Here is a 24,988-nt window from a genome sequence, read left to right on the forward strand (position 1 = left end):
CGGGCCCCCGACAGCACGCCGCTGTCGGGGGCCGGTCGGGTGCTCAGGCGGAGGCCTCGTCCAGCAGCGCGGTCTGCGCCGGGGTGAGCTCCAGGGTGGCGCCGACCAGCAGCGGGGGCAGCTGGTCGACGGTGCGGGCGCTGGCGATCGGGGCGGCGACCGTCGGGCGGGCGGCGAGCCAGGCCAGGGCGACGCTGGCGGGCTCGACACCGTGCTCGGCGGCGACCGCGTCCAGCGCCTCCAGGACCTTGGGGCCACGCGGATCGGCCAGGTAGCGGGCGGCGCCCTCGGCGCGGGCGCTGTCGACGCCGGCACCGCCCGGGCGGTACTTGCCGGTCAGGAAGCCGGAGGCGAGCGCGTAGTACGGCACGGTGGCGAGGCCGTGCTCGGCGACCACCCCGGCCAGCGGGCCCTCGAAGGTCGAGCGGGACACCAGGTTGTAGTGCGGCTGGACGGCGACGTACTTGGCCAGGCCCTCGCGCTCGGCGAAGGCCAGCGCCTCGGCGAGCCGCTCGGCGGAGATGTTGGAGGCGGCGACCGCCCGGACCTTGCCCGCGCGGACCAGCTCGTCCAGCGCCGTCACGAACTCCTCGACCGGGGTGTCGTCGTCCCGGTGGGTGTAGTACAGGTCGATGTGGTCCACGCCCAGGCGGCGCAGCGAGGCCTCGGCGGCGGCCTTGATGTTGGCGGCGCCCAGGCCGCCCGCGTCGGGGTGCATGCCGACCTTGGTGGCGATCACGATCTCGTCCCGGTTGCCCCGGCTGCGCAGCCAGTCGCCGATGACCGTCTCGGACTCGCCGCCGGTGTTGCCGGGCGCCCAGGCGGAGTAGACGTCGGCGGTGTCGACGAAGTTGCCGCCGGCGGCCGCGTAGGCGTCCAGCACGGCGAAGGACTGCTGTTCGTCGGCCGTCCAGCCGAAGACGTTGCCGCCGAGGGAGAGCGGGTGTACGGACAGGTCGGAGGTGCCGAGGGGGACCCGGCTGTGGTTTCCGGTCATGGCCGCAGTCAACCCGCTTGTGCGACAGCGCATTCCGTCGATCACGCTGATTTCACGATCCCGTCGTACCGCCGTCGCACGCCCGGGTGGTCCGTCGGCCGGAGGAGGGGTCCGGGGTGTGCCTGAGGTGGGCGGATTCGTTAGAGTCCGTGCCATGGCTGACAACGACTACGACCCCGCCGGTAGCACCCAGATGTTCCGGGCGTTCGTCGACGAGAGCCCGGCGCGTCAGGCACCGGGTTCCGTCTCCACCTACGGCAGCAGCGGCAAGAGCGGCAGCCGCACCGGCGTGATCGCGCTGGTCGCCGTCGTCGCCCTGGTCGTCCTGGGTGCCGTCGTCTGGCTGGCGGTCAAGTGACCCTCGCGCGGGTGACCCCGGCCCGGGTCACCCGCGCGACGGAAGAGGCCGTCCTCAGCAGGGCTTGCGCCAGGCGTTGAGGTCGAGCTTCTTCTGCATCGAACTGAAGCCCAGCGCCTTGGTCTTGGCGCAGAACTGGTCCGTGTCGAGCTTGTACTCGACGTGGAAGACCGGCTTGCCCGCCTTGATGAAGGGCGAGACCCGGTCGCACTCGTCGAACTGCGAGCACTCCTCGTTGACCGCGAAGTCGAAGTCCGGCAGCAGCGCGGGGATCTGGTCCAGGTCGTTCTTCAGGCCGATGGCCAGGCCGCGGTCGTGGGCGAGCTTCGCCAGCATGCGGTTGTACGCGAGCTGGTCGTCGGGGGTCAGCGGGAAGCCGCTGTTCTGGTTGTAGGCCTCGATGGTGTCCGGTTCGATGGCGTCGAAGCCCTTGTTCTTGCACATGTCGAAGCGGGTCGCCATCAGTGGCTCCAGCTGGTCGAGCTTGCGGATGTCGAACCACTTCTCGCCCTTCCAACCGGTGTCCGAGCCCTGCAGGGCCTTGGCGAAGGCGGCGGAGTCGGGGCGGAAGTCCTCCCAGGAGCCGGCGTTGATGTAGCAGATCACCTTGCGGCCCTTGGCGTGCAGCGCGGCGACCACCGAGGCGTCGTTCTCGAAGCCGTCGATGTCGTAGACCGGCACGTCGACCGACTGGTCGACGGTGCCGCCGAGCTGCCACTGCCAGGCCAGGCCCGGGGTGGGCTGCCAGCGGGTGCCGGCCGGCGGCGGGGTGGTGGCACCGGGCGGGGTGCCGGGGGCGGTGGTGCCGCCCGGAGTGCCCGGGGCCGAGGTGGTGCCGGGGGCGGTGGGCGTGCCGGGAGCGCTCGGCGCGGTGGCCGTGGGTGAGTTGCTCGGGGTGCCGTCGGCCGAGTCCTGGTCGTCCTCCGAGCCGGAGCTGCTGCACGAGCTGACCAGCAGGGCGGTGACGGTGGCGAAGGCGATGGCGGCCGGCAGCAGCCGGTTGCGGCGGTTCACGGTAGTCCAACTCCGGATCGGGTCAGGTCAGTTCAGCGGCGGTCAGGCCGTGGGGCAGGGTGCGCCAGGGGTTCTCCCCGGCACCCGGTACGGCACAGCCGACGCCGGCTCGTCGGGCGGCGATCAGTGCGGAGGCGTCCCGGGCGGCCTCGGCCGGGACGTCATAGACCAGGTGGCAGAAGCGGGAGGCCGCGTGGCGGCCGGTCCACAGCGGCAGCGTCATGGCGCGGTACGCGTCCCAGTCGCCCTCGAAGGTGACCAGCAGGTCGGCCAGGCCGACCTCGGCGTACCCCGGGTCCGGGTGCTCGCCGTGGCCGAACACCACGGTGCCGCAGCCGGCCGCCCGGGCGGCCGTGGCGAGGCGCCGGTAGTGCGCCAGCGCGCCCGGGTGGGTGGCGACCTGGTCGAGGTACACGCCGGTGATGCCGTGGCGCTGACGGTACGTCAGGATGTCGGCGACCACGGCCGCGTGCGGCCTGCGGCCGTAGTCGGTGTCGGCGTAACCGACCAACGGCAGGCCGGCCGCCCGGAGTTCGTCGGCGGCCTCGGCGAAGACGTGGTCCGGCGCCTCGCCCGGACCGTCCGCGAGGTTGAGCACCACGGCGGCGATCCGGGCGGGGTCGGCGGCGGCGACCGCCCGCCAGGCCGCCGGGTCCACCGCGGGGTGGACGTACAGCGGCACCAGCAGGCGGCCGTCGGGGGTGGTCCCGGCGGTCATGCGACCACCGGGGCCGGGGCGGGCCCGGCGGTGTCGAGCCACAGGTCGCGCAGGGTGTCGGCGAGGTCCGTCTCCGGGTGCCAGCCGAGCTCCCGGGCGGCGGCCGACACGTCGGCCTGCTGCCAGGAGACCCCGGCCGAGCGCTCGGAGCCCGCCCCGCTCTCGTCGATCCGGCCGGTGAAGCCGGACGCTGCGACCAGGCCGTCGGCGATCGCCCGGACCGGCCGGGCCCGCCCGGAGGCGAGGTTGAGCACCCGGGGGAGCGGACCGTCGGCGGCGACGGCCAGACCGACCGCCCTGGCGACGTCCCGGGCGTCCACGAAGTCCCGGTAGGCGGAGAGGTCCCCGACCGTGACCACGCCGTCGGCGCCCTCGGGCGCCACCCGGCGCAGCTCGGCCGCCAGCCGGCCGGGCAGCGAGCCCGCCGGGGCGCCCGGGCCGACCGGGTTGAACACCCGCAGCACCACCGCGTCCAGCGCGGAACCGGCCACCGCGAGGGAGCCGGCCAGCTTGGTCGCGCCGTACACGCCGACCGGGCGGGCGTCGGCCTGCTCGGTGAGCGACTCGCCCTCCGCGCAGACGCCGTACTCGCCGGCCGAACCGATGTGCACCAGACGGGCCTTCGGGGCGCCCAGGGAAAGCGCCTCGCAGAGCACCGCCGGACCGCGGGCGTTCACCTCGGCGAGCTTGACCGCGCTGCCGGCCACCGCGCCGGCGAAGTTGACCACCACGTCGGGGGCCAGCGCGGCCAGTTCCTCGCCGAGCGGGCCGGCCTGGGCGGTGCCCAGGTCCAGCCGGAGGTCATGGGCGGGCCGCCGGCCCGCGGTCAGCACGGTGGCCCCGGGCAGTGACCGCAGGACGGCGGAGGCGTGACGGCCCAGGAAGCCGTCGCCGCCGAGCAGCAGGATCCTCACGCGGCCCGTCCGTCGCTCTCGGCACCCGCGGCGGCGGGCTCCTCGGCCGCGTCCTGCCGGGCGGTGCGGGCGGCCGGGACCGGCAGCTCCGCGACGCCCGGAACGGCGACGGTCGACTCGAAGGGCATCAGGACCGGGCGGATCGAGGAGAACTCGGCGTTCGCCCGGTCGTAGTCGTCCGGGCGGCCGATGTCCAGCCAGTAGCCGCCGAAGTCGTACGAGGACGGCGGGGTGTCGGCAGCCAGCAGGTCGAGCACCAGCTCGTCGAAGCCCAGCGGCAGGCCCGGCGTGTACTTGGCGAGCGCCGCGCGGGAGACGCCGTACACGCCCATCGAGACCCGGTAGTCGATGCTGGGCTTCTCCTGGAAGCCGGTGATGGTGCCGGATTCGGTGGTCAGCACCCCGAAGTCGATCTTCACCTGGCGGGCGTAGGTGGCGATGGTCAGCGGGGCGCCGGACGCCTCGTGGTGCTTGAGCACACCGGCGAAGTCCAGGTCGGTGAGGATGTCGCCGTTCATCACCAGGAAGTGCTCCGGCAGGCGGTCCTGCATGGTGAGCAGCGGGCCCATGGTGCCGAGCGGGCTGTCCTCGACGGCGTAGCCGACCCGCAGTCCCCACTGCGAGCCGTTGCCGACGTAGGCGCGGATGATGTGGCCGAGGTGGCCGATGGCCAGGGTGACGGTCTTGAAGCCCGCGGCGGCGAGCTGGCGCATCACGATCTCCAGGATCGCGTGCTGGTCGCCGATCGGGACGAGCGGCTTGGGAAGCGCGGTGGTGTACGGGCGGAGGCGGACGCCCTTACCGCCGGCCAGGATCACTGCGTGCATGGTGTTTCCCCCACGGAAATGGTGTGCAGGCCACGAACCTTGGTTACCGGGACGAGCATGGTCGGTGCGGCGGTCAGACGTTGTAGATGTCGGTCTTGTAGCGCGCCAGGTTGGCCGGGTCGCGGAAGAACTCGATGGTCTGCTCCAGGCCCTGCTCCAGGGTGAACCGCGGGGCCCAGCCGGTGGCCTGGCGCAGCCGGGTGGCGTCCGCGACCAGCCGCATGACCTCGGAGTTGGTCGGACGGATGCGCTGCTCGTCCTCCTTCACCACCAGGTCGACGCCCATCAGCTTGCCGACCAGGGTGACCAGGTCGCCGACCGAGATCTCGCCGCCGGTACCGGCGTTGAAGGTCCGGCCGACCACCGTCTCGGCGGGCGCGGTGCCCACCGTGCGGAAGGCGTTGGCGGTGTCCTTGACGAACATGAAGTCGCGGGTCGGGCGCAGGTCGCCGAGGGTGATCTCGGTCTGGCCGGCCGCGACCTGGGCGATCACGGTCGGGATGACGGCGCGCATCGACTGGCGCGGGCCGAAGGTGTTGAACGGGCGCAGGGTGACGACCGGGGTCTCGAAGCTGGCGTGGTAGCTGTCGGCCAGCCGGTCCCCGCCCGCCTTGGAGGCGGCGTACGGGGACTGGGTGTTGATCGGGTGGTCCTCGGTGATCGGCACGGTCTGTGCGGTGCCGTAGGTCTCGCTGGTGGAGGTGTGCACCAGGCGCGGGATCTCCAGGTGGCGCACCGCCTCCAGCACGTTCAGGGTGCCGGTGACGTTGGTGTCCACGTACGAGTGGGGGGCGCGGTAGGAGTACGGGATCGCGATCAGGGCGGCCAGGTGGTACACCGCCTCGGTGCCCTTGACCAGGCCGTTGACCGAGCCCGGGTCCCGGACGTCGCCGAGGACGATCTCGACCGAGTCCAGCACCTCCTCGGACAGGGTCTCCAGCCAGCCGAAGGAGGAGAACGAGTTGTACTGGACCATCGCGCGGACGTGGTGCCCGTCGGCGACCAGGGTCTCGACGAGGTGGGAGCCGATGAAGCCCTCGGCTCCGGTAACCGCGACGCTGCTCATGCGGGATTCGCTTTCTCGATCTACGGGGACGGCACGACGCTCTGTGCCGGCCGGCCGGTGGTGTTCTCGGTTGGGGCTGGACCTTCAGCAGTGCTGAGGTGTCAGCGGTGTTGGGTGGTGCGGCCGAGCGCGGGCCCGGCGGTGGCGGTGAGGACGAGTGCGGCCGTCCCGCAGCCGATCAGCTGCAGGACGATCGGGTCCGCACCGGTCAGCAGCCCGACGCTCTCGGCGACCGCGGCGGCCAGACAGATGAGGGCGGTGCTCCAGCTGAACCCGAAGGCGTTCAGCAGCAGCGCCAGCCAGAGCGAGCCGCCCAGGAGCAGCATCGCGCCGAGCTGCGGCACGCCGAGCGACGGGGCGCCCGGCCACAGCACGGTCGCGGCGGCGTCCAGCGCGGCCACGGTGGTGAGGTAGATGAACAGGCAGCCGAGCAGGATCCCGCCGGTGCGGCGGGTGAACTGCCCGCTGGTGTGGCTGGTGCGCAGCGCGGCCACGGCCATCGCCCGGTAGCGGAACAGCAGCCACTCGGCGAGGCCGAGACTGAGCGTCAGCGCGATCATGGCCGGGCCGGTGGGGGTGGCCCGCGCCTCGGCCGCCGGACGGGCGGGTCCGGGGTGGGCGTGCACGACGTGGGAGGCGGCGTGCACGGCCTGGTGGATGGTCTCGCCGAGGCCGGCGATCAGCGTGAGCGCGCCGCAGGCCAGTCCGAACAGCAGGTGCGGGACCTCCTGGCGGATCGGCAGCCTCAGCTCCACGCCGTCCCGTTCGCCGCCGCGGGCCGCGACCAGCAGCTCCCGCACGGCCAGGCCGACCGCCAGTGCCACCGAGGCGAGCAGCACCACCGTACGGACCGGCTCCGGGACGTCGACCGCCAGCACCACGCCCGCGCCGACCGAGGCCGGGGCGAGCGCCAGCAGCAGGAACCTCTCCCGCCCGAGCACCAGCAGCGCGGTGGCCGCGCCCAGGTAGCAGGACTGCCCCGCGGCGAACCACAGCGCGCCGAGCGGCCCGCCGATCACGTACGCGGCGGCGGACGCCAGCAGCGCGCCGATCGGCGCACCGACCGCCAGGCAGACCGCCGCCTCCCGGCGGCGCAGCCGGCCCAGCCAGCGGTACGCGCGGTGCGCCAGCGCCTGGTTGAAGCCCCAGCTGACCAGCGTGGCGACGGACAGCGCGAGCATGCCCGAGGGCAGGCCGAAGCGCATCCGGGTGGTCGCGAACAGGTTGGCGCCGAGCAGGTAGCCGAGCCCGGGCAGGGCGAACACCAGGCCGCGCACCACGCAGCGCCAGGGGTCGGCCCGCCAGGGGTTGGCGAACTCGGAGCTCGGGCCGGGGTAGCGGCGCTCGACCTTCTCGAACAGCTCCTCGGCGACGGTGAACGCGTCGGGGCGGCCGTACAGCAGGGCGGCCTGCTCGTCGGAGAGGCCGTCGGACTCCAGGAAGGCCGCGATCTCGTACGGGTGGACGGCGTCGGCGCAGATGTCGTGCAGGCGCTCGGCGAGCTCGTCCAGCGGGTCCTCGGAGAGGCCGAGCCGCTCGGCGGGGTCGGGTTCGGGGGGCGGGGCGGGTCGGCGGCGCTTCAGCGGCAGGGTGCGCAGCTGCATCGTCCGCTCGGAGCCGCCCTCGTCCGGTACGAGGCGGATCGGACCACTCATGCGCCCACCTCGCTGTGCTCGGCGGCCGCTGAGCGGGACGCGCACCTGTTGATGGTTCGCTCGCTTCGCTCGTTCACGCGCCCACCTCGCTGTGCTCGGCGGCCGCTGAGCGGGACGCGCACCCGTTGATGGTTCGCTCGCTTCGCTCGTTCACGCGCCCACCTCGCTGCGCGCGACGGTCAGCCGGGGCTCCCAGTCCGGGTCGGGTGCCGCGTCGGTGACGGCGACCATCCCGCCGGGCATCCAGCGGGAGGTGCCCAGGAGCTCGGTGTAGATGCCCCGGAAGCCGTCGATGTTCTGGCGGAGCGTGAACTGCTCGATGACCCGCAGCCGGGCCCCCTCGCCGAGCCGGGCGCGCCGGGCGGGGTCGCGCAGCAGCTCGATCGCGGCGGCCGCCATCGGCTCGGGCTCGCGCGGCGGGACGACCAGTCCGGTGTCGCCGACCGCCTCGCGCACCCCGCCGACGTCGGTCGAGACGGTCGCGCGGCCGCAGGACATGGCCTCGATCAGGGTGAACGGGAAGCCCTCGCTGATGCTGGAGAGCATCACCACGTTGCCCGCCGCGTACGCGTCGGTGATGTCGGCGACGCGGCCCTCGAAGGCCACCGAGTCGGCCACGCCGAGCTCGGCGGCCAGGGCTATGCAGCCGTCCCGGTACGCCTCGCCGCCCTTGGGGGTGCCCCCGAAGAGCCGCAGCCGCGCCTCGGGGATCTCGCGGTGGACGATGGCGAAGGCCCGGATCAGCGTCTCCAGGTCCTTGATCGGGTCGACCCGGCCGGCCCAGCTGAGGGTCGGCGTCCCGGGCTCCGGTCCGGCGGGCGGGAAGGCGGCCGGGTCCACGCCGTTGTAGACGGTGCGGATGTGGGTGGAGGGGGTGCCGCCGCGCTCCTCCCAGCGCCGGTTGTACCGGTTGCCGGGGGTGACCAGCGCGGCCTGCCGGTAGCTCTCCTCGGCGAGCATCCGGTAGAAGCCCAGCAGCAGCGCCTTGACCGGCCAGCGGTACGGGCCGGTGCGGTAGCCGAGGTAGCGCTCGCGCAGGTAGATGCCGTGCTCGGTGAGCAGGAACGGTACGCCGTACTGCTGGGCGGCGATCAGCCCGGGCAGGGTGGCGAGGCCGCCGCTGGCCGCGTGGGCGACGCCGTCGGTGGGCGGGTTGACCGAGAGCGGCCGCAGCGCGTGTTCCAGCAGGTCGGTGGCGTTCAGCGCGTCGTGCAGGGTGGGCCGGGAGACGGCGGTGGGCAGGTAGTCGCGGGTCCACACGTGCTGGAGGGTGCGCAGGGCGCGCTCGCTGCGCAGCGCCGGGCTGAGCAGCCCGCGCCGGGCGAGGTCGGCGAAGCCGTACAGCTCGGTGCCGAAGTGGGTGGTGTAGACGGGGTCGAGGACGGAGTGCAGGAAGCGCTCGTACGCGTTGAGGAATCGCCGCATCTCCTTGCCGCGCGGTGGCCGGCCCTCCGAGGCCGGGCCCCACAGCGGTGCGGTGGTGACCGACCGCACGTTGGCGGGCAGCTCCCAGGCCAGTGGTTCGTGGCCGGTTCCGGTGACGGCGATGATGTCGAAGTCGACGTCCGGCATGCCCTGGACGAGCTGGTCGCACCAGACGCTCACACCGCCGTGCTGGTGCGGGTACGTCCCCTCGGTGAGCAGGGTGACGCGCATCTCCTGTCCCCCCTCCTGTTCTTGCGTCGTCTGTCCGGCCTGGGTGGCCGGAGCGGGAGCCGTGGCGGGGTCGGACCGGTCGCCCGGTCCGACCCCGCCAAGGGGTGTTACGGGTTACCGGTTGCCGGAGCGCCCGGTGGTGCTGCCGTGCGAGGCCGTCCCCCCGGGGGCCTTGCCGGCCGGGGTGCCCTGGGCCCGGGCACCGTTGCCCTGGGCGACGTCCTTGCCGGGCACCGGGGTTCCGCTGCCGGGCACGAGGGACTTGGCGGCGGGCTTGCGGGTGGTGTCACCCGGACCGGCCGGGACCGGGGTGGCGACGCCCTGCGGCACGACCTTCTTGTCCGTCGGCGCCGGTGCCGGGACGGACTTGGCCGCGACGTTCGGCGCGACGGCGGCCGGGGCGGCCGGCGCGCTGCTGGACGGGAGCTGCAGGGTGACACTGCTCTGCAGGGCGCCCGGGGACACCCAGCCCGAGAGCGTACCGGCGTAGGCCGAACCGAAGGCGGCCGTACCGATGGCCATCTTCTGAGCAGTTCCGGTCGGCATGGTGGCCTGGATCTGAACACCGGCCGGCGCGCTGACGGTGACGGTGTTGCCGATCCGGTACGCGGTGACCTGTCCGGAGGCGAGGGCGTTGTTCCACGCCGCGCGCTTCTGGAACTCCTGGCCGATCTCACGCTCGCCGAGGTTCACGATCGGGGTGTTGTCGGCGTGCAGCGAGCGGTAGGTGCCGAGGATCTTCTCCAGCACCGGGTACGCGATCCGGTCCTCGGAGAGGTTCGACTGGTGGATGAAGTGCGGCCGCGGGTCGTTGTTCAGCACGTGGCCGAGGTCGATCCGGGCCTCCAGCGGCACGATGTACGACTGGTAGCCGGTGGTGGTGTCCAGCGGCTGGGGCAGGCAGGTGGAACTGGGGTTGTTCTCGCAGACGCCGCTGCCGCCGTTGGCCTTGCTGGTGTAGATCCAGTTGTACTCGTCGGCCTCCTCCTGCGCCGTGCCGGCGTTGTAGAAGACGTTCATCGGGTACCGCGGCACGGTCAGCGTGGACGAGCCGACGGCCCGCTGGGCGGGCTCGCGGGAGGCGTCGCTGCCGGTGAACCTGATGCCGTTGGCGGCCAGCGCCGGCGCCAGGTTCGGGTTGTCGCTGGTCTCCTGCGGGGCGGTGAGCAGACCGGAGTGCTCGCCGGTGACGAGCACCTGCGGGTCGACCTTGAGGCCGTTGGTGGCGGCCCAGTCGAAGTTCTGCTTGATCTGGGTGGAGATGGTGTTCTGGTCGACCCAGACGGTGTTGCCCGAGGCGTCCTTGGTGCACTTCCACGGCACCACGCTGACGTCCTGCACGCAGCCCAGGTACGGGTGGCTGTAGGTGTGGTTGACCCAGCGGTAGCTGCTCTGGTCGGCGATCATCTGGCTGGCGGTCGGGTCCACCGTGGCCTGGTGGTCGGCCTTCCAGTCCTCGCTGCCGTTGCCGTTGAACAGCATGTCGAGGGTGAAGTTGTTGGTGGTCTCCCACTGCTTGGCGTACTGCGCGTCGGCCTGGGTCATCCGGATCGGGGTGCCGGTGTCCGGGGTGCCGGGCGGGCAGGTGACGTCGCCGGGGGTGCACTTGAGCGTCGTCGACCAGCGGTCGTCGGCCAGGAAGACGTCGTCGATGTGGGTGGCGAAGTAGTTCCGGTCGTAGCCGAGGTGGACGCCCTGGGTGATCCAGTCGACCATGCCGCGGGCCAGCAGCCGGTACTGCTGCTGGTACTGGTTGTAGACGAAGGTGACGACCAGTTCCTTGCGGCCGTCGTGGGTGTACTCACCGACCAGCGAGCCGCGGCTGGTCGTGTTGGGGATCGCGGCGTCGACCAGCGGGACGAAGGAGGCGCCGGACGGCAGGTTGGCGAGCGGGGTCGCCAGGTAGCCGTAGCTCTCGGGGACCTTGGGGTCGTTGTCCTCGAACGGGACGCTGCCCTTGAGGTACCCGAACGGACCGGAAGTCCCGGCCGCCGTGGTGGCCGCCTGGAATCCGTCGAGGGTTCCGGTGAATCCGGGATTCGCGGCGTAGTTCAGACCCACGGCCGGGCTGGCCCAGGTGTACGCGTCGATCTGCCGGACGTTGAAAGCGGCTTCGTACGTGGCGATCGCCGTCATCTCGGCGGCGTTGGAGAAGGGGTTTTCGTTGGGCAGCACGATGCCCTGGTACTTGCCCCGGGGAAGCCCGTTCACCGTGTCGCTCAGGAAAGCGGCGTCGATGACGGGGCGGTTGGGGTCATTGAGGGTGACGACCTTGTACGGCGTGCCCTGGCTCTTCAGTTCGGCGGTGATCGCCGCGACGGACGGTCCCCCGTCGTCGATGACCAGGATGGTGAGGTCGATCCTGGGCGGCGTGGTGTCGCCGTGGGCCAGGGTGATCTGCAGGCCGCTGGCCAGCAGGACTGCCGCTGCGCAAGCGGCGACTCTTCGGGTCGCTCGACCCATGTCTGATCCTCCCCTTGGACAGGCCCCGCGCTCCTCGGCGCTCGCCTGCCCGTGTAGCTGTTCGCGGGCAGCAGGCTGCCCGGCGCCCATCCTGGTCGAGGGTCGACGGTGCGAGGGACCAATTGGGCGAGAGTGCAGCAAACCTGTTACCAACGTTCATGGCGAAGCCATGGAGGCGCTGATTGTGACGGTAACCGGACCGCCCGCGCAAATAATGAATTGAAAATGAAAAACCGGAAGCCGACTGCTACGGCTGGTTACCGACTGTGCGGCTCACGCGCATCCGGTGGGGCACCTACACTGTCGTCGTTGCGCCTGACACTCTTGCACATCTTGCCGCTCCAATGGGCAGGTTCATGCAATATCGGGCACCGCTGTGCCATGTGACAGTCCGAATATGCAATGGAGGCTCGCGGGTGGCCGATCGTCAGATCGCGTCCGAGCGAATCGCGGACGTACGGAATGCGCTCCCGGAGCCGGTCCGGGTGGTCCTGGTCGGGCGCAGCCTCGGCCTGCGCGGCGCGGTCAACGCCCGGGATCTGGGCGGCTACCGGACCGCCGGAGGGCGGTTGGTGCGCGGTGGCGTGGTCCTGCGCAGTGACGGCCTGAACCACGTCACCGCCGAGGACCTCGACCCGCTGGGCGCGCTCGGCCTGCGCGCGGTGGTCGACCTGCGCAGCTCAGACGAGATCCGCGAGGCCGGTCCGGACCGGCTGCCGGACGGCGTCGCCACCCACCACCTCCCGTTGCTGGCAACGGACTTCGACATCCACCTGACGCTGCGCAGCGCCCTCGCCGACCGTAGCCCGCGCAAGCAGCGCACCCTGCTCGGCGACGGCCGGGCGGCCGCCATGATGACCGGCCTCTACCGCTGGTTCGTCACCGACCCGGTGGCCCGTGAGCGCTTCGCCGCCCTGCTGCGGCTGCTCGCCGACCCGGACGGCGTGCCGCTGCTGTTCCACTGCTCGGCCGGCAAGGACCGCACCGGCTGGGCGGCGGCGCTGGTGCTGACCGCCCTGGGCGTGGACCGGGAGACCGTGCTGGCCGACTACCTGCTCACCAACGAGCGCTCCGCCCCGGTGGTCGAGCGGGTGCTGGGCGACTTCGGCAGCCGCGGCCTGATGCGCGAGCCCGAGCTCCTCCTGCCGGTCTTCCGGGCCGACCGCGGCTACCTGGACGCGGCCTTCGCGGAGGTCGAGGCCGGCTGGAGCGGCTTCGACGCGTTCTGGCGGGAGGGGCTCGGGCTGGACGAGGACGTGCTGGCCGGGCTGCGCGCCAACCTCCTCGACGGCGAGGCGGTTTGAGCCCGGCGGCGGTCAGCCCTCGCTGATCAGCCCCTCACGGAGCTGGGTCAGCGTCCGGGTGAGCAGCCGGGAGACGTGCATCTGGGAGATCCCGATCTCCTCGCCGATCTGCGACTGGGTCAGGTTGCCGAAGAACCGCAGCATGATGATCCGGCGCTCGCGCGGCGGCAGCTTGGCCAGCAGCGGCTTGAGCGACTCCCGGTACTCCACGCCCTCCAGCGCGAGGTCCTCGTAGCCGAGCCGCTCGGCCAGCGGCCCTTCGCTGTCCTCCTCGCCGGGACTGGAGTCGAGCGAGCTGGCGGTGTACGCGTTGCCCACCGCGAGGCCCTCGACCACGTCCTCCTCGCTGACCCCGAGGCAGGCGGCCAGCTCGGCGACGGTGGGGGAGCGGTCCAGCCGCTGGGACAGTTCGTCCCCGGCCTTGGTGAGCGCCAGCCGCAGCTCCTGGAGCCGGCGCGGCACCCGGACCGACCAGCTGGTGTCCCGGAAGAAGCGCTTGATCTCGCCGACCACGGTCGGCATGGCGAAGGTGGGGAACTCCACCCCGCGCTCCGGGTCGAACCGGTCGATCGCCTTGATCAGGCCGATGGTGCCGACCTGGACGATGTCCTCCATCGGCTCGTTGCGGCTGCGGAAGCGCGCGGAGGCGTACCGGACCAGCGGCAGGTTGAGCTCGATCAGGGTGTCGCGGACGTAGGTGTGCTCCGCACTGCCGGGCTCCAGCGCGGCCAGCCGCAGGAACAGCGAGCGGGAGAGCGTCCGGGTGTCCAGCCCGGAGCCGGGCGGTGCCTCGGTGGGCGTCCCGGGGCCGGGAGCGCCGCTCGATCCGACCCGCTGGAGCGGGATCCGGTCCTCGGCGACCGCCGTACCCTTGGCCTGACCAGCGTGGATCTCCGCAGTGCCCAGCTCTCCGGACATGCGCCCACCCCCTCGTGACTGTCAGTTGAACGGGGGCCGTCGCACGGAGGTTCCCGACTGGGGCCCAACCCCCTCCATACCGGAACGCGGCCGACGGCAAACCCGAACGTCGCGAGATGTCACGCCAGGGTAACGCGCTGCAATCTCACTCTTCCCAGGAGTTGCCGGTCCGAAGCCTCGTCAGGATCCGCGAGAGCAGCCGGGAGACGTGCATCTGGGACATCCCCAGCTCGGTGCTGATCTGCGACTGGGTGAGGTTGGCGAAGAACCGCAGCATCACGATCCGCCGCTCCCGCTCGGGGAGTTGGACCAGCAGGTGGCGGACCATGTCGCGGTGCTCGACCTCGGCCAGCGCGGCGTCCTCGTAGCCGAGCCGGTCCAGCAGGGCGAGCCCGCCCTCGTGCTCCTGGGCGGCCTCCAGGGAGGCCGCGTTGTAGGCCCGCCCGGCGTCCAGGCAGGCCCGGACGTCCTCCTCGGGGATCCGCAGGCTGGCGGCGATCTCGGGCACCTTGGGGGCCCGCCCGTGCAGCACCGTCAGCTCCTCCATGGCGCCGCTGACCTGGACCCACAGCTCCTGGAGCCGGCGCGGGACGTGCATGGTGCGGACGTTGTCCCGGAAGTAGCGCTTGATCTCGCCCAGGATGGTCGGCAGCGCGTAGGTGGGGAACTGGACGCCCCGGGTCGGGTCGAAGCGGTCGATCGCGTTGATCAGGCCGATGGTGCCGACCTGGACGACGTCCTCCATCGGCTCGCTGCGGCTGCGGAAGCGGGTGGCCGCGTAGCGGACCAGCGGGATGTTCACCTCGATCAGGGCGGCCCGGACCCGCTCCCGCTCGGGGGCGTCGGGGGGCAGCTCGGCGAGCCGCTCGAACAGCACCCGGGTGAGCGTCCGGACGTCCACGGCGGGCCGGCCGCCGGGGCCGCGCAGCCGGTCCGGGCGGAGCTCGCCGGCCGGGCTGATGATCGCAGCCAGCACCTCGTCCACGGACACGTCACCCCTCCCAAAGTCGACAACGGCGGGCCCTGCGGATCGGGTGTCGCGGCTGGTTCGCACCTCGCCATGTCCGTCAAAACCGGTCATAGCATCACAAGGCGGGCGCAGGTCGGGCAAGCACCCGATGGAGGTGTGTTGGTGGGGCTCCGGGCCTTCGCGGCACCCGTCGGCGAGGCGCCGCAAGGGTCGTTCCCGGGCGGACCAAGACGCCCCGCCCGGGAGCCGGACGGGGCGGGCGCGGTCCGTCCGGGGGACGGCCGCGGGGGCGCGACGGGTCAGACCTCGAGGTCGGCGATCACCCAGGTCGCGAACTCGCGCCACTGGCCGGCGGCGGCCTGGTGCGCGGGGTGGGTCAGGTACGACTGGAGGGACTCCCGGTCCTCGACCAGGCTGTTGATCGCGTAGTCGTACGCGATGTCCCGCTCGGTGATGTTCCAGCCGCACTCCCACTCGCGCAGCTCGGGGATCAGCGGGCCGAGCTCGGCGAACGCCTTGACGCCGGCGAGCACGCGCTGGTCGTCCTTGGCGACGCCCTCGTTGAGCTTGAACAGGACCAGGTGGCGGATCACGATTGCCGCTCCTTACTTGATCAGACCGGTCATGAAGGTGCCGACCGCCTTGGCCGCGTTCGAGATGCCCTCGAAGCCCAGCTGGACGAGTTCGGCTGACCGGGCCGGTGAGGTGATGATCGAGTAGAGCACGAAGATGAGCAGGAGGACCATGCCGATCTTCTTCGCCTGCGCCATCGTGACCTTCCTCCCTGCGGTGGGCCGCCGTCATCCGGGTCCCCGAGCGGCCCTGCAGGCAGCTTATCCACCGGACGGGCTATCAAGTGTGCGACGCGTTCGCCCGGCGGGACGAAGGTCCTCGCGGGTGGGGCCTTTCTCCGGGTGCCCCGCCGCGGCCCGGGCGGCAGGATGGATGACGTGCCGCGGACCCGACAGGAATCCCCGGCACGTGGATCCGGAGACCCCGCTGTGGGACCGGTCGTCGCGACTTCCCCCGCCGCGGCACCGGTTGTGGGACTCCGCCGGGGGAGCGGTCAGCCCCCCGAGCCGCTCCCCCCTCCAGGCTCCGTACGAGCTGGGCCGTGGTGGTCATCATCGCCCCGGAGCGCGGAGCCCTTTCCGCGTCCGAGGGTGCGCGGAAACGCCGAGGGCCCGTCCGGATCGGACGGGCCCTCGGGCTTTCCAGCGGTAGCGGTGGGATTCGAACCCACGGTGGAGTTGCCCCCACACACGCTTTCGAGGCGTGCTCCTTTGGCCGCTCGGACACGCTACCGAGGGGAACTCTACCGGACGGGTGGCGCGGTCACGAAATCCGTATCCGCGGGCCCGCTCCCGGGCGGGGTCAGCGGTGGGTGTCGAAGAAGGCGCGCAGCTGCTCGCCGCACTCCTCGGCGAGGACGCCCCAGATCACCTCGGGCCGGTGGTTGAGCCGGCGGTCGCGCATCACGTCGAAGAGCGAGCCGGCCGCGCCGGCCTTCTCGTCGAGGGCGCCGTAGACCACCCGGTCGATCCGGGACAGCACGATGGCGCCGGCGCACATCGTGCAGGGCTCCAGGGTGACCACCAAGGTGCAGCCGCTGAGCCGCCACGCCCCGAGTTTCTCCGCGGCCTGCCGGATCGCGACCACCTCGGCGTGCGCGGTCGGGTCGCCGACCGCCTCGCGCTCGTTGTGGCCGCGCCCGAGCACCTCGCCGTCCGGGCCCAGGACGAGCGCCCCGACCGGGACGTCCTCGGTGGCCGGCGCCAGGGCGGCCTCGGCGATGGCGAGGCGCATCGGCGCCGCCCAGCGGTCGCGGACCGGGTCGGGGCGGACGGGGGCGGGCAGCGGGGGGACGTGCGGGACGGTCAGCGGGGTGGATGCGGGCTGCATGGCATCCAGTGTCGGGCATCCGGTGATGGACACCGGCCCGGCCGGTGCCGCTACCGGACCGCCTCCAGGACCTCGCCGCAGCCCAGGGCCTCGGCGATCTCCTCCAGGGCGTCGCCCGGCACCGCGCCCTCGCCGCTGAGGGCGAGCAGCTCGTCGGCGGCCAGGCCGAACTCGGTGAGCAGGTGGGCGTCGCCGAGCGGGCCGACCGGGACGCCGCCGCGGGCGTCCGCGTCCTCGTCGTCCTGCTCCTCGGCCTCCGCCTCCTCGTCCAGGAGGTGGTCCAGGTCGCCGAACTCGCTCTCGCCGGCCTGGTCGACCAGTTCGTCGGTGAGGACGGAGCCGTAGGAGCTGCGGGCGGCGGCGGCGCCGTCCGACACGAAGATCCGCGGGTCGTCCTCGCCGTCCACCCGGACGATGGCGAACCAGGAGTCCTCCTGTTCGATGAAGATCAGGACGCTGTCGTCGTCCTGCGCGGAGCCGCGGGCCAGGTCGGCCAGATCGGCCAGGGTTTCGACGTCGTCGAGCTCCGTCTCGCTCACATCCCACCCGTCCTCGGTGCGAGCAAGCACTGCAGCGAAGTACGCCACCAGGGACACTCCCAAGATCATCGGTCTCGGCTGTCGGCGCGCTCGGGCGACGCGAAAATCTGGCCGCCCCCGCGCCAGAGGCGGTCCGCCTGTTCGGACCGTCCCATCGGAATCGTGACAGAAAGCCCGCCCTTGCGGGGGGTGTTCCGCAGCGCGTCTTTGCAGGTCGTGTCGGAAGGGCCGGACGGCGGACAGCGGAGTCGGGCCGGGGCCGTCCGAAGCCGGTCGAATTTTGCTCCGAACGTCTGTCCGGGTGACGGCGGGTCGGATCGGGCTGGGATCGGAGGGGTGGGGGAACGGGGTCGGGCCGGGTCAGATGCGGAAGGTTCGCATCCGCATCGCTTCGCGCATCCGCCGTTCCCTGGTCCGCCGGGGCTGGACCCGCTCCCTCAGCTCGCGGGCCTCGGCGAGCTCTCGCAGGAAGACGGCCCGCCGCTTGCGGCGCTCCGACTCGGTCTCCGGGGGGTCCTGCGGCGGGCCGGCGCGCAGGGCCGCCCCGCCGGCGGAATCGTCCGCCGAGCCGTCCCCGGCGTTCGGGTTGCTCGTCATAAGACGTGACATTCCCAGAACGGCCGGGTTGATACCACAGGAAACGGTCCGGTCCGGACATTCGCCGTGCGTCACGGCGTGTCACGGAAAGGTGACGCGGCCGGTGGGCGGCCTGGCACGGCGTGTCGTACAGGCGTCCAGGACCGGGCTAACCTCGACGCATGCGTCTCCACGTCGTCGACCACCCCCTGGTCGCCCACAAGCTCTCCACCCTGCGCGACGAGCGCACCGACTCGCCGACCTTCCGTCGCCTGACCGACGAGCTGGTGACCCTCCTCGCCTACGAGGCCACCCGGGACGTCCGCACCGACGAGGTGGAGATCACCACGCCCGTGGCGGTCACGCTCGGCACCCGGCTCAGCTACCCGCGACCGCTGGTCGTACCGATCCTGCGGGCCGGCCTCGGCATGCTGGACGGGATGACCCGCCTGCTGCCGACCGCCGAGGTGGGCTTCCTCGGCATGGTGCGCAACGAGGAGACCCTGGAGGCCTCCACGTACGCCACCCGGATGCCGGACGACCTCTCCGGCCGCCAGGTCTACGTGCTCGACCCGATGCTGGCCACCGGCGGCACCCTGGTCGCCGCGATCAGGATGCTGATCGAGCGCGGCGCCACCGACGTCACCGCCGTGGTGCTGCTGGCCGCGCCGGAGGGCGTCGAGGTGATGCAGCGCGAGCTGGCCGGCCTGCCGGTCACCGTGGTCACCGCCGCCCTGGACGAGCGACTGAACGAGAACGGCTACATCGTCCCCGGCCTGGGCGACGCGGGCGACCGGCTGTACGGCACGGCCGGCTGAGCCCCTTTCCGAACGTCCGAGAGCCCCCGGCAGTGCCGGGGGCTCTCCTGCTGTCGTGCGGTCAACAGGTGCCGGTGGTGCTCGGGGTGGGGGAGGGCTTGATGGCCAGGGCGAGGGCGGCGGCCGCCTGGGTCTCGTCCAGCAGGGCGTTGTAGCTGTCGCCGATCACGAAGTCCACGCTGGCGTCGGTGCGGGCGTCGGCGGTGACGGTGGCCCCGGCGATCTGGGAGCTCACCAGGGTGCCGGCGGCGGCGCCGCTCGGGCCGGCGATCACCTGGGCGGTGCCGGGCACCTTCTTGTCCAGCTCGGCGGGCGCGTTGCCGACCTTGCCGATGACGAAGCCGCGCTTCTTGAGCTCGTCGGCGGTCCGCCCGGCCAGGCCGGACTTGGTGGTGGCGTTGTAGACGTTCACCGTGACGGCCGTGGGCGCGGGGACGGCGTGCGGGTCCACCACGGCGGCGGGGGCGCCGGAGGCCGCGGGGCTGCCGGGCGTGGCGCCCGCCGTCGGGGCGGCCAGCGGCTTGCCGGACGGGTCGGCGCAGGCCTGCGCGGAGGCGTTCCGGTCCTTGCCGCGGAAGATGTCGTACAGCTGCACGCCGCCGAGGCCGATCAGGGCCAGGGCGAGCAGGGCCGCGAGCGCGGCGATCACCTTGCGACTCTTCTTCGGGGGCCGGCCCAGCCGCGGGTAGGCGTTGCCGGTGATGCGGTACTGCTTCCCCTTGAGGCCTTGGGGAGTCAACATGCTCACGGTTTGTCTCCCCCTCGTGCCAGGGCGGGGTCGGGATGACGGATCGGCCGGGTGGAGGCGACCCCCGGGTGCGGGCGGATCCCCTGGTCGCGGCCGTAGTCAGCAGCGTAGTGCCGGACAGCTGGGAAGGTACTAAACGATCATCATCTGGAGTACCTCGGTACCCGAAAGGAGGTACCCGGGTACGCCCGGACCGCCCTCCGCCCGGTGGCGAGGGGGCGGTCCGGGGAGGTCGCCGTGCGGCCGTCAGTCCATCTCGAGGACACGGGCGTGCAGCACCTGGCGCTGCTGCAGCGCGGCCCGTACGGCCCGGTGCAGCCCGTCCTCCAGGTAGAGGTCGCCGCGCCACTTCACCACGTGGGCGAAGAGGTCCCCGTAGAAGGTCGAGTCCTCGGCCAACAGGGTTTCCAGGTCGAGTTGGCCCTTGGTGGTCACCAGCTGGTCGAGCCGCACCGGACGCGGGGCGACGTCAGCCCACTGGCGGGTACTCGTCCGGCCGTGATCCGGGTACGGCCGCCCATTGCCGATGCGCTTGAAGATCACACGGAAAGCCTACCGTTCGGACGGCGGATGGCGCAGCAGCCGCGGGGGCGCCACGCGCATGGGTGTGAGCTGCGGGTGGGCGTTTGCGGCTGTTTGATGGGAAATGTCGTGAACATCGCGTACGCCTTCACCGGGCCCGCCCTCGACCTCGGTGCGGTGCTGCTCGAGCAGGTCGGCGTCAGAGGCCCAGGTCGTCGAGCTCCTTGAGTAGGGCGGCGTTGGGGCTGTTCGGATCGGTGGCGACGGGGACGGGCTTCGGCTTCGCCTGGTTGCGGAGCAGGACGGCGGCGGCCAGTCCGCCGATCAGCCCGCCGAGGTGGCCCAGCCAACTGACCCCGTGGACGACCGGCAGCACCCCGATCAGGATCGTCCAGTAGACCGCGGCGACGCCGATGCCGACGACCGCGTCCAGCACGTTGCGGTCCAGGACCCCGCGCAGCACCACGTAGCCGAGGTAGCCGTAGACCATGCCGCTCGCTCCGGCCGTCACGGTGTTCGGGCTCTCCAGCAGCCAGACCGTGAGCCCGCCGGACACCGTGATCACCAGACTGGCCAGCAGGAACTTCCGCATGCCCCGGTAGGCGGCCAGGAAGCCGAGCACGAACAGCGGCCAGGAGTTGGCCACGATGTGGTCCCAACTGAAGTGCAGGAACGGCATGGTGAACATCTCGGGCAGGTCGTCCACCCGCTCCGGACGCAGGCCGAACTCCTTGGACAGGTCGTAGTCGTCCAGCCAGTTCACCACCTGCACGGACCAGATGACGGCCTGGATCCCGAGCATGGTGAGCAGGGCGCGGCGGGAGTCCGAGAGCAACCGGGCGAGTTTCGAGGCCATGACGTCGACTCTAGGGGCGGCCGGATCGGACGTGCACCGCATTACAGTGATCCGTGTCATTCCGACCGTGAGAGGTGCACCCCATGAGTGTTCGTCCGCCGCTGCCGTACGAGTTCCTGCCGCAGGTGCCGTCCTTCGAGCTGACCAGCCGGGACATCACCGAAGGCGGCACGCTGGGCCGGGAGTTCATCCACGGCGGCGGCAACCTCTCGCCGCAGCTGGCCTGGTCGGGGCTGCCGGAGGGCACCCGGAGCATCGCCGTCACCTGCTACGACCCGGACGCGCCGACCGGCTCCGGCTGGTGGCACTGGCTGGCCCTCAACCTGCCCGCCGACACCGCCGGACTGCCGCGCGGCGCCGGCTCCTCGGACGACGACCTGCCGGGCGCGGCCTCCTTCCACGGGCGCAACGACTTCCCGGGCAACAAGTACGACGGCGCCGCCCCGCCGCCCGGCGCCCCGCACCGGTACGTGTTCGCGGTGCACGCGCTGGACGTGGAGAAGCTGGACGTCACCGCCGACACCCCGCCGGCCCAGGTCGGCTTCCACATCACCTTCCACACCCTGGGGCGGGCGCTGCTGACGGCGGAGTACGGGGTCTGAGGTTTCCGCTGTCAGGGTCCGGTCGGACGGCCGGACCCTGACTCCCTCCGGTTCGCCGCGTGGTCGGCCCTGGCCGCGATCGTGCGCAGGTGCTCGCGCAGTTCCGGGGGATCGTGCACCTCGAAGTCGCAGTCCAGCATCAGCAGCCCGGACGCCAGCCACTTCAGGGAGTCCGCCCGGGAGCGCAGCAGGCAGCTGTGGTCGTCGATCGGTTCGATCTCGTAGTCCCCGGTCCAGGGCATCCAGCCGTCGACCTCGGCGGCGGGGCGGTGGACGGTGGCCACCATGGTGTGCGTCGGTGACCGGCGGCGCAGCCGGCTCGCCACGAACACGGCGGCGTCCTCGGCCGGGAGCGGGCGCGGGGTGAAGCGGGCGCCGGTGGCGAACGGCTCGGTGATCCGGTCGACCCGGAACAGCCGCCAGTCCTCCCGGTCCAGGTCGTAGCCGATCAGGTACCAGCGACGGCCGGTCGAGACCAGCCGCTCGGGCTCGACGTTGCGCCGGGTCTTGGCCCCGTCGCGGGCCCGGTAGGCGAAGCGCAGGCGCTCGTGCTTGGTGACGGCGCCGGCGAGCAGGGTCAGGGCCTCCGGGTCGACGGTCGGGCCGTCCCCGGTGAGCAGCGGCACGGTCGCCGTGTTCAGGGTCCCCACCCGGTGCCGCAGCCGGCTCGGCAGCACCTGGAGCAGCTTGCCGAGCGCCCGTACCGAGGCCTCCTCGATGCCGACCACGGCGTGTCCGGCGGCCGCCCGCAGGCCGACCGCGATGGCCACCGCCTCCTCGTCGTCCAGCAGCAGCGGTGGCATCGCCGTGCCCGCGACCAGCCGGTAGCCGCCGACCGCGCCCATGGTGGCCTGCACCGGGTAGCCGAGGTCGCGCAGCCGGTCGATGTCCCGGCGGATGGTGCGGGGGCTGACGCCGAGCCGCTCGGCCAGTTCGCTGCCGGGCCACTCGCGCGGGGTCTGCAGCAGCGACAGCAGGTTCAGCAGCCGGGCGGGGGTGTCGCTCATGCGCGCCTCCCGATGGTTCGCTCGCCGTGCTCGCTCATGCCGTCCAGCATGCCCGACGAACTGGGACAGGACCTGACCTACATGGTCCGTACCGTTCCGGACGTGAAGCAGCGGACGAACGAGGAGAACGCAATGAGTACGGCGGGAGCCGACCGGCGGAGGTGGATCGCGCTGGCGATCGTGATGGTCGCCTCCTTCATGGACCTGGTGGACGTCACCATCGTCAACATCGCCATCCCGAGCATCCAGCAGGACACCGGCGCCTCCTTCAGCGCCATCCAGTGGGTCACCGGCGGCTACGCGCTGGCCTTCGCGATCGGGCTGATCACCGGCGGGCGGCTCGGCGACATCCACGGCCGCAAGCGGCTGTTCCTGATCGGCATCGGCGGCTTCACGCTGGCCTCCGCGCTGTGCGGGCTGGCCTCCGGCCCGGAGATGCTGGTCGCCATGCGGATCCTGCAGGGCGGGACGGCGGCCCTGATGGTGCCGCAGGTGCTGTCGATCATCCACGCGACCTTCCCGGCGGAGGAGCGCGGCAAGGTGTTCGGGATGTTCGGAGCGGTGGTCGGGCTGGGCGCGGTGTCCGGTCCGATGATCGGCGCGCTGCTCACCGAGTGGGACCTGCTGGGCCTCGAGTGGCGGCCGATCTTCCTGATCAACCTGCCCGTCGGCATCGCCGGGCTGCTGCTCGGGCGCCGCTTCATCGACGAGTCCAGGGCCGAGCACGCGCTCAAGCTGGACCTGGTCGGCGTGGCGCTGGCCAGCCTCGGCCTGCTGATGCTGATCTACCCGCTGACCCACGGCCGGGAGGCCGGCTGGCCGCTCTGGGGCTACCTGTCGATGGTCGGCAGCCTGCCGGTGTTCGTGCTCTTCGTGGTGTACGAGAAGGCCAAGGCGCGGCGGGACGGCTCGCCGCTGGTCGAACTGTCGCTGTTCCGTGTGAAGAGCTTCGCGGCCGGGATCTGCGTCCAGCTGGCCTTCGGCGTCGCGCTCGGCATCTTCTTCCTGGTCTGGACGCTCTACATGCAGGTCGGGCTCGGCTGGAGCCCGCTCAAGGCGGGCGCCACCGGCATCCCGTTCTCGCTCGCGGTCTCCACGGCGGCCGGGCTGTCGGTGCAGAAGCTGGTGCCGCGGTTCGGGCGCAAGGTGCTCCAGGCCGGCGCGCTGATCATGGCGGTGGGCGTGCTCGTCTACATCGCGGAGGCGCACCGGTACGGGACCGGCATCGCGCCCTGGCAGATGGCGCTGCCGCTGGTGGTGATGGGCCTCGGGATGGGGTTGATCGTCGCGCCGATCACCGACGCGATCCTGTCCGAGGTGCCGCGCCGGCACGCCGGGTCGGCCTCGGGGCTGATCAACACCGTGCAGCAGGTCGGCAACGCGCTCGGGCTCGGGCTGGTGTCGGTGGCCTTCTTCGGGGCGATGGACGACGTGGTCGCGCCGGAGGTGCTGGGGACGGCCTTCAGCGGGGCGTTCGTGCACGCGATGTGGTGGGTCGCGGGGGTGCTGCTGGCGGTGTTCCTGCTGATGTTCGCGCTGCCGCGCAAGCGGGGGGCGGCGGTCGGGGACCCGGCGGCCGCTGCTCCGGAGGAGCGCGAGTCCGCCCTGGTGTGACGGGGCCGGTTCGGGGCTTCGGTTCGGGGCTCCGGTTCGGAGCTCCGGTTCGGTCGAGGACCTCGGTCGCGCTGCGCGGCCGGGGCCCTCGACGCACGCGGGGACGGAGAGCCGCGGACGGCACTTCGCGTGGGTTCAACGGGCTGCGGTGGCGGTCGCGGTGGCGGACCGGGTGGTGGTGCGGGGCTTGGCGGCGGCCTTGGCCTCCTTCGCCGCGCGCTTCATCTCCTGCTTGAACTCACGTACCAGGGTGAGGGATTCGGGGCCGGTGATGTCGGCGACCGAGCGGTGGGCGCCCTCCTCGCCGTACGCGCCGGCCGCCTCGCGCCAGCCCTCGGGCCGGACCCCGAACTGCTTGCCGAGCAGGGCCAGGAAGATCTGCGACTTCTGCTTGCCGAAGCCGGGAAGGGCGTTGAGGCGGCTGAGCAGCTCCTTGCCGGTGCGGGCGTCCTTCCACAGCGCGGCGGCGTCGCCGTCGTACTGCGCGACGAGGAACTGGCACAGCTGCTGCACCCGTTTCGCCATCGCGGCCGGGTAGCGGTGGACGGCCGGCTTCGCGGAGAGCAGGGCGACGAACTCCTCCGGGCTGTAGGTGGCGATCTCGTGGGCGTCGAGGTCGTCCCGGCCGAGCCGTTGGGCGATGGTCAGCGGGCCGGTGAACGCCCATTCCATCGGCACCTGTTGGTCCAGCAGCATGCCGACGAGCGCGGCGAGCGCACTCCGTCCGAGCAGTTCGTCGGCCTCGGGCTGCTGGGCGAGCCGGACGGTGACGTTCATGAGGTTTGGCCTCCTCGGAGTTGACGTCGGTCGGCGCCCAGTCTGGAGGACGTGGCGTGGACGGACGCGGTCAACACGCCCGTATCTGAGGAAGTCTTGGTGTTTCCAGCCCTTGTCAGACCTGCTTTGTTCGTTGGCGGAGCGGTTGTTGAGCATTTCACGGCAGT

At 72.1% G+C, this 24,988-nt stretch carries 25 protein-coding genes, 1 tRNA gene and 1 pseudogene; 5 read left to right on the plus strand and 22 right to left on the minus strand.

All coding sequences use genetic code 11. The features are described 5' to 3' along the window. Nucleotides 1–43: 43 nt before the first annotated feature. The gene (locus O1G21_RS20515) at nt 44–997 is read right to left on the minus strand and encodes an aldo/keto reductase (RefSeq protein WP_270145884.1); all 954 of its coding nucleotides are present in this window, start codon (nt 995–997) and stop codon (nt 44–46) included. Between the two features lie 154 nt (nt 998–1,151). On the opposite strand from O1G21_RS20515, the gene O1G21_RS20520 reads away from it, so the two are divergent. After that, nucleotides 1,152–1,355: a hypothetical protein gene (locus O1G21_RS20520; RefSeq protein ID WP_270145885.1), complete on the plus strand. Its 204-nt coding sequence runs from the start codon at nt 1,152–1,154 to the stop codon at nt 1,353–1,355. Nucleotides 1,356–1,409: 54 nt separating this feature from the next. On the opposite strand, the gene O1G21_RS20525 is transcribed toward O1G21_RS20520, so the two are convergent. From O1G21_RS20525 to O1G21_RS20560, 8 genes and pseudogenes are all read right to left on the minus strand, one after another. Next, nucleotides 1,410–2,369 carry an endo alpha-1,4 polygalactosaminidase gene (locus O1G21_RS20525; protein WP_270145887.1) on the minus strand — a complete coding sequence of 320 codons (960 nt, stop codon included), beginning with the start codon at nt 2,367–2,369 and terminating at the stop codon, nt 1,410–1,412. Between the two features lie 22 nt (nt 2,370–2,391). After that, entirely contained in the window at nt 2,392–3,087 is a 696-nt protein-coding gene (locus O1G21_RS20530) for a spherulation-specific family 4 protein (RefSeq protein ID WP_270145889.1), read from the minus strand. Next, entirely contained in the window at nt 3,084–4,001 is a 918-nt protein-coding gene (locus O1G21_RS20535) for an NAD-dependent epimerase/dehydratase family protein (RefSeq protein WP_270145891.1), read from the minus strand. Before O1G21_RS20535 ends, O1G21_RS20530 begins: the two co-directional genes overlap by 4 nt. A gap of 125 nt (nt 4,002–4,126) precedes the next feature. After that, nucleotides 4,127–4,828, minus strand: a pseudogene (locus O1G21_RS20540) (nucleotidyltransferase family protein); the annotation flags it as partial. A 73-nt stretch (nt 4,829–4,901) separates the two neighbouring features. Next, a complete protein-coding gene (locus O1G21_RS20545) occupies nt 4,902–5,894 on the minus strand; it encodes an SDR family NAD(P)-dependent oxidoreductase (RefSeq protein WP_270145893.1) in 993 nt (330 codons plus the stop codon). A 101-nt stretch (nt 5,895–5,995) separates the two neighbouring features. After that, the gene (locus O1G21_RS20550) at nt 5,996–7,549 is read right to left on the minus strand and encodes a hypothetical protein (protein WP_270145895.1); all 1,554 of its coding nucleotides are present in this window, start codon (nt 7,547–7,549) and stop codon (nt 5,996–5,998) included. A 150-nt stretch (nt 7,550–7,699) separates the two neighbouring features. Then, nucleotides 7,700–9,205 carry a GT4 family glycosyltransferase PelF gene (gene pelF, locus O1G21_RS20555; RefSeq protein ID WP_270145897.1) on the minus strand — a complete coding sequence of 502 codons (1,506 nt, stop codon included), beginning with the start codon at nt 9,203–9,205 and terminating at the stop codon, nt 7,700–7,702. A 114-nt stretch (nt 9,206–9,319) separates the two neighbouring features. Then, on the minus strand, nt 9,320–11,668 hold the full coding sequence (locus O1G21_RS20560) for a hypothetical protein (RefSeq protein ID WP_270145899.1): 2,349 nt from the start codon (nt 11,666–11,668) through the stop codon (nt 9,320–9,322). Nucleotides 11,669–12,084: 416 nt separating this feature from the next. Between O1G21_RS20560 and O1G21_RS20565 the strand changes: the two genes are divergently transcribed. After that, nucleotides 12,085–12,972, plus strand: coding sequence for a tyrosine-protein phosphatase (locus O1G21_RS20565; RefSeq protein WP_270145901.1), 888 nt, complete (start codon nt 12,085–12,087; stop codon nt 12,970–12,972). A gap of 12 nt (nt 12,973–12,984) precedes the next feature. Here the strand turns inward: O1G21_RS20565 and O1G21_RS20570 are convergent, their stop codons facing one another. The 8 genes from O1G21_RS20570 to O1G21_RS20605 all read right to left on the minus strand — a co-directional run bounded on the left by O1G21_RS20570 (nt 12,985) and on the right by O1G21_RS20605 (nt 17,898). Then, nucleotides 12,985–13,890 carry an RNA polymerase sigma factor SigF gene (locus O1G21_RS20570; protein ID WP_270145903.1) on the minus strand — a complete coding sequence of 302 codons (906 nt, stop codon included), beginning with the start codon at nt 13,888–13,890 and terminating at the stop codon, nt 12,985–12,987. Between the two features lie 145 nt (nt 13,891–14,035). Further along, the gene (locus O1G21_RS20575; RefSeq protein ID WP_270145905.1) at nt 14,036–14,881 is read right to left on the minus strand and encodes an RNA polymerase sigma factor SigF; all 846 of its coding nucleotides are present in this window, start codon (nt 14,879–14,881) and stop codon (nt 14,036–14,038) included. 278 nt (nt 14,882–15,159) lie between these two features. Continuing rightward, nucleotides 15,160–15,453: a Dabb family protein gene (locus tag O1G21_RS20580; protein ID WP_270145907.1), complete on the minus strand. Its 294-nt coding sequence runs from the start codon at nt 15,451–15,453 to the stop codon at nt 15,160–15,162. A 12-nt stretch (nt 15,454–15,465) separates the two neighbouring features. Continuing rightward, a complete protein-coding gene (locus tag O1G21_RS20585; RefSeq protein WP_167344920.1) occupies nt 15,466–15,630 on the minus strand; it encodes a hypothetical protein in 165 nt (54 codons plus the stop codon). A 448-nt stretch (nt 15,631–16,078) separates the two neighbouring features. Further along, nucleotides 16,079–16,165 (minus strand) — tRNA-Ser (locus tag O1G21_RS20590). A gap of 69 nt (nt 16,166–16,234) precedes the next feature. Continuing rightward, entirely contained in the window at nt 16,235–16,762 is a 528-nt protein-coding gene (gene tadA, locus O1G21_RS20595) for a tRNA adenosine(34) deaminase TadA (protein ID WP_270145911.1), read from the minus strand. Between the two features lie 50 nt (nt 16,763–16,812). Next, nucleotides 16,813–17,370, minus strand: a complete 558-nt coding sequence (locus tag O1G21_RS20600) for a tRNA adenosine deaminase-associated protein (protein ID WP_270145913.1) — start codon at nt 17,368–17,370, stop codon at nt 16,813–16,815. Between the two features lie 291 nt (nt 17,371–17,661). After that, entirely contained in the window at nt 17,662–17,898 is a 237-nt protein-coding gene (locus O1G21_RS20605) for a hypothetical protein (RefSeq protein ID WP_270145914.1), read from the minus strand. A 161-nt stretch (nt 17,899–18,059) separates the two neighbouring features. Between O1G21_RS20605 and upp the strand changes: the two genes are divergently transcribed. Further along, entirely contained in the window at nt 18,060–18,695 is a 636-nt protein-coding gene (gene upp, locus O1G21_RS20610; protein ID WP_270145916.1) for a uracil phosphoribosyltransferase, read from the plus strand. A gap of 61 nt (nt 18,696–18,756) precedes the next feature. Here upp and O1G21_RS20615 read toward each other — a convergent pair whose 3' ends face one another. From O1G21_RS20615 to O1G21_RS20625, 3 genes are all read right to left on the minus strand, one after another. Further along, entirely contained in the window at nt 18,757–19,437 is a 681-nt protein-coding gene (locus O1G21_RS20615) for a LytR C-terminal domain-containing protein (protein ID WP_270151126.1), read from the minus strand. A gap of 252 nt (nt 19,438–19,689) precedes the next feature. After that, nucleotides 19,690–19,986: a type II toxin-antitoxin system VapB family antitoxin gene (locus O1G21_RS20620; RefSeq protein WP_014136828.1), complete on the minus strand. Its 297-nt coding sequence runs from the start codon at nt 19,984–19,986 to the stop codon at nt 19,690–19,692. A 178-nt stretch (nt 19,987–20,164) separates the two neighbouring features. Next, the gene (locus O1G21_RS20625; protein ID WP_270145922.1) at nt 20,165–20,821 is read right to left on the minus strand and encodes a rhomboid family intramembrane serine protease; all 657 of its coding nucleotides are present in this window, start codon (nt 20,819–20,821) and stop codon (nt 20,165–20,167) included. An 83-nt stretch (nt 20,822–20,904) separates the two neighbouring features. Here O1G21_RS20625 and O1G21_RS20630 point away from each other — a divergent pair, with 83 nt between their 5' ends. Next, nucleotides 20,905–21,423, plus strand: coding sequence for a YbhB/YbcL family Raf kinase inhibitor-like protein (locus tag O1G21_RS20630; RefSeq protein WP_270145924.1), 519 nt, complete (start codon nt 20,905–20,907; stop codon nt 21,421–21,423). Nucleotides 21,424–21,434: 11 nt separating this feature from the next. Here O1G21_RS20630 and O1G21_RS20635 read toward each other — a convergent pair whose 3' ends face one another. After that, nucleotides 21,435–22,430, minus strand: coding sequence for a helix-turn-helix transcriptional regulator (locus O1G21_RS20635; RefSeq protein WP_270145926.1), 996 nt, complete (start codon nt 22,428–22,430; stop codon nt 21,435–21,437). Nucleotides 22,431–22,562: 132 nt separating this feature from the next. Between O1G21_RS20635 and O1G21_RS20640 the strand changes: the two genes are divergently transcribed. After that, nucleotides 22,563–24,044: an MFS transporter gene (locus O1G21_RS20640; RefSeq protein ID WP_270151128.1), complete on the plus strand. Its 1,482-nt coding sequence runs from the start codon at nt 22,563–22,565 to the stop codon at nt 24,042–24,044. A gap of 135 nt (nt 24,045–24,179) precedes the next feature. Here the strand turns inward: O1G21_RS20640 and O1G21_RS20645 are convergent, their stop codons facing one another. Next, nucleotides 24,180–24,821, minus strand: coding sequence for an HhH-GPD-type base excision DNA repair protein (locus tag O1G21_RS20645; RefSeq protein WP_270145928.1), 642 nt, complete (start codon nt 24,819–24,821; stop codon nt 24,180–24,182). Between the last annotated feature and the right edge of the window lie 167 nt (nt 24,822–24,988).

This window comes from Kitasatospora cathayae (assembly GCF_027627435.1).
Classification (GTDB): domain Bacteria; phylum Actinomycetota; class Actinomycetes; order Streptomycetales; family Streptomycetaceae; genus Kitasatospora; species Kitasatospora cathayae.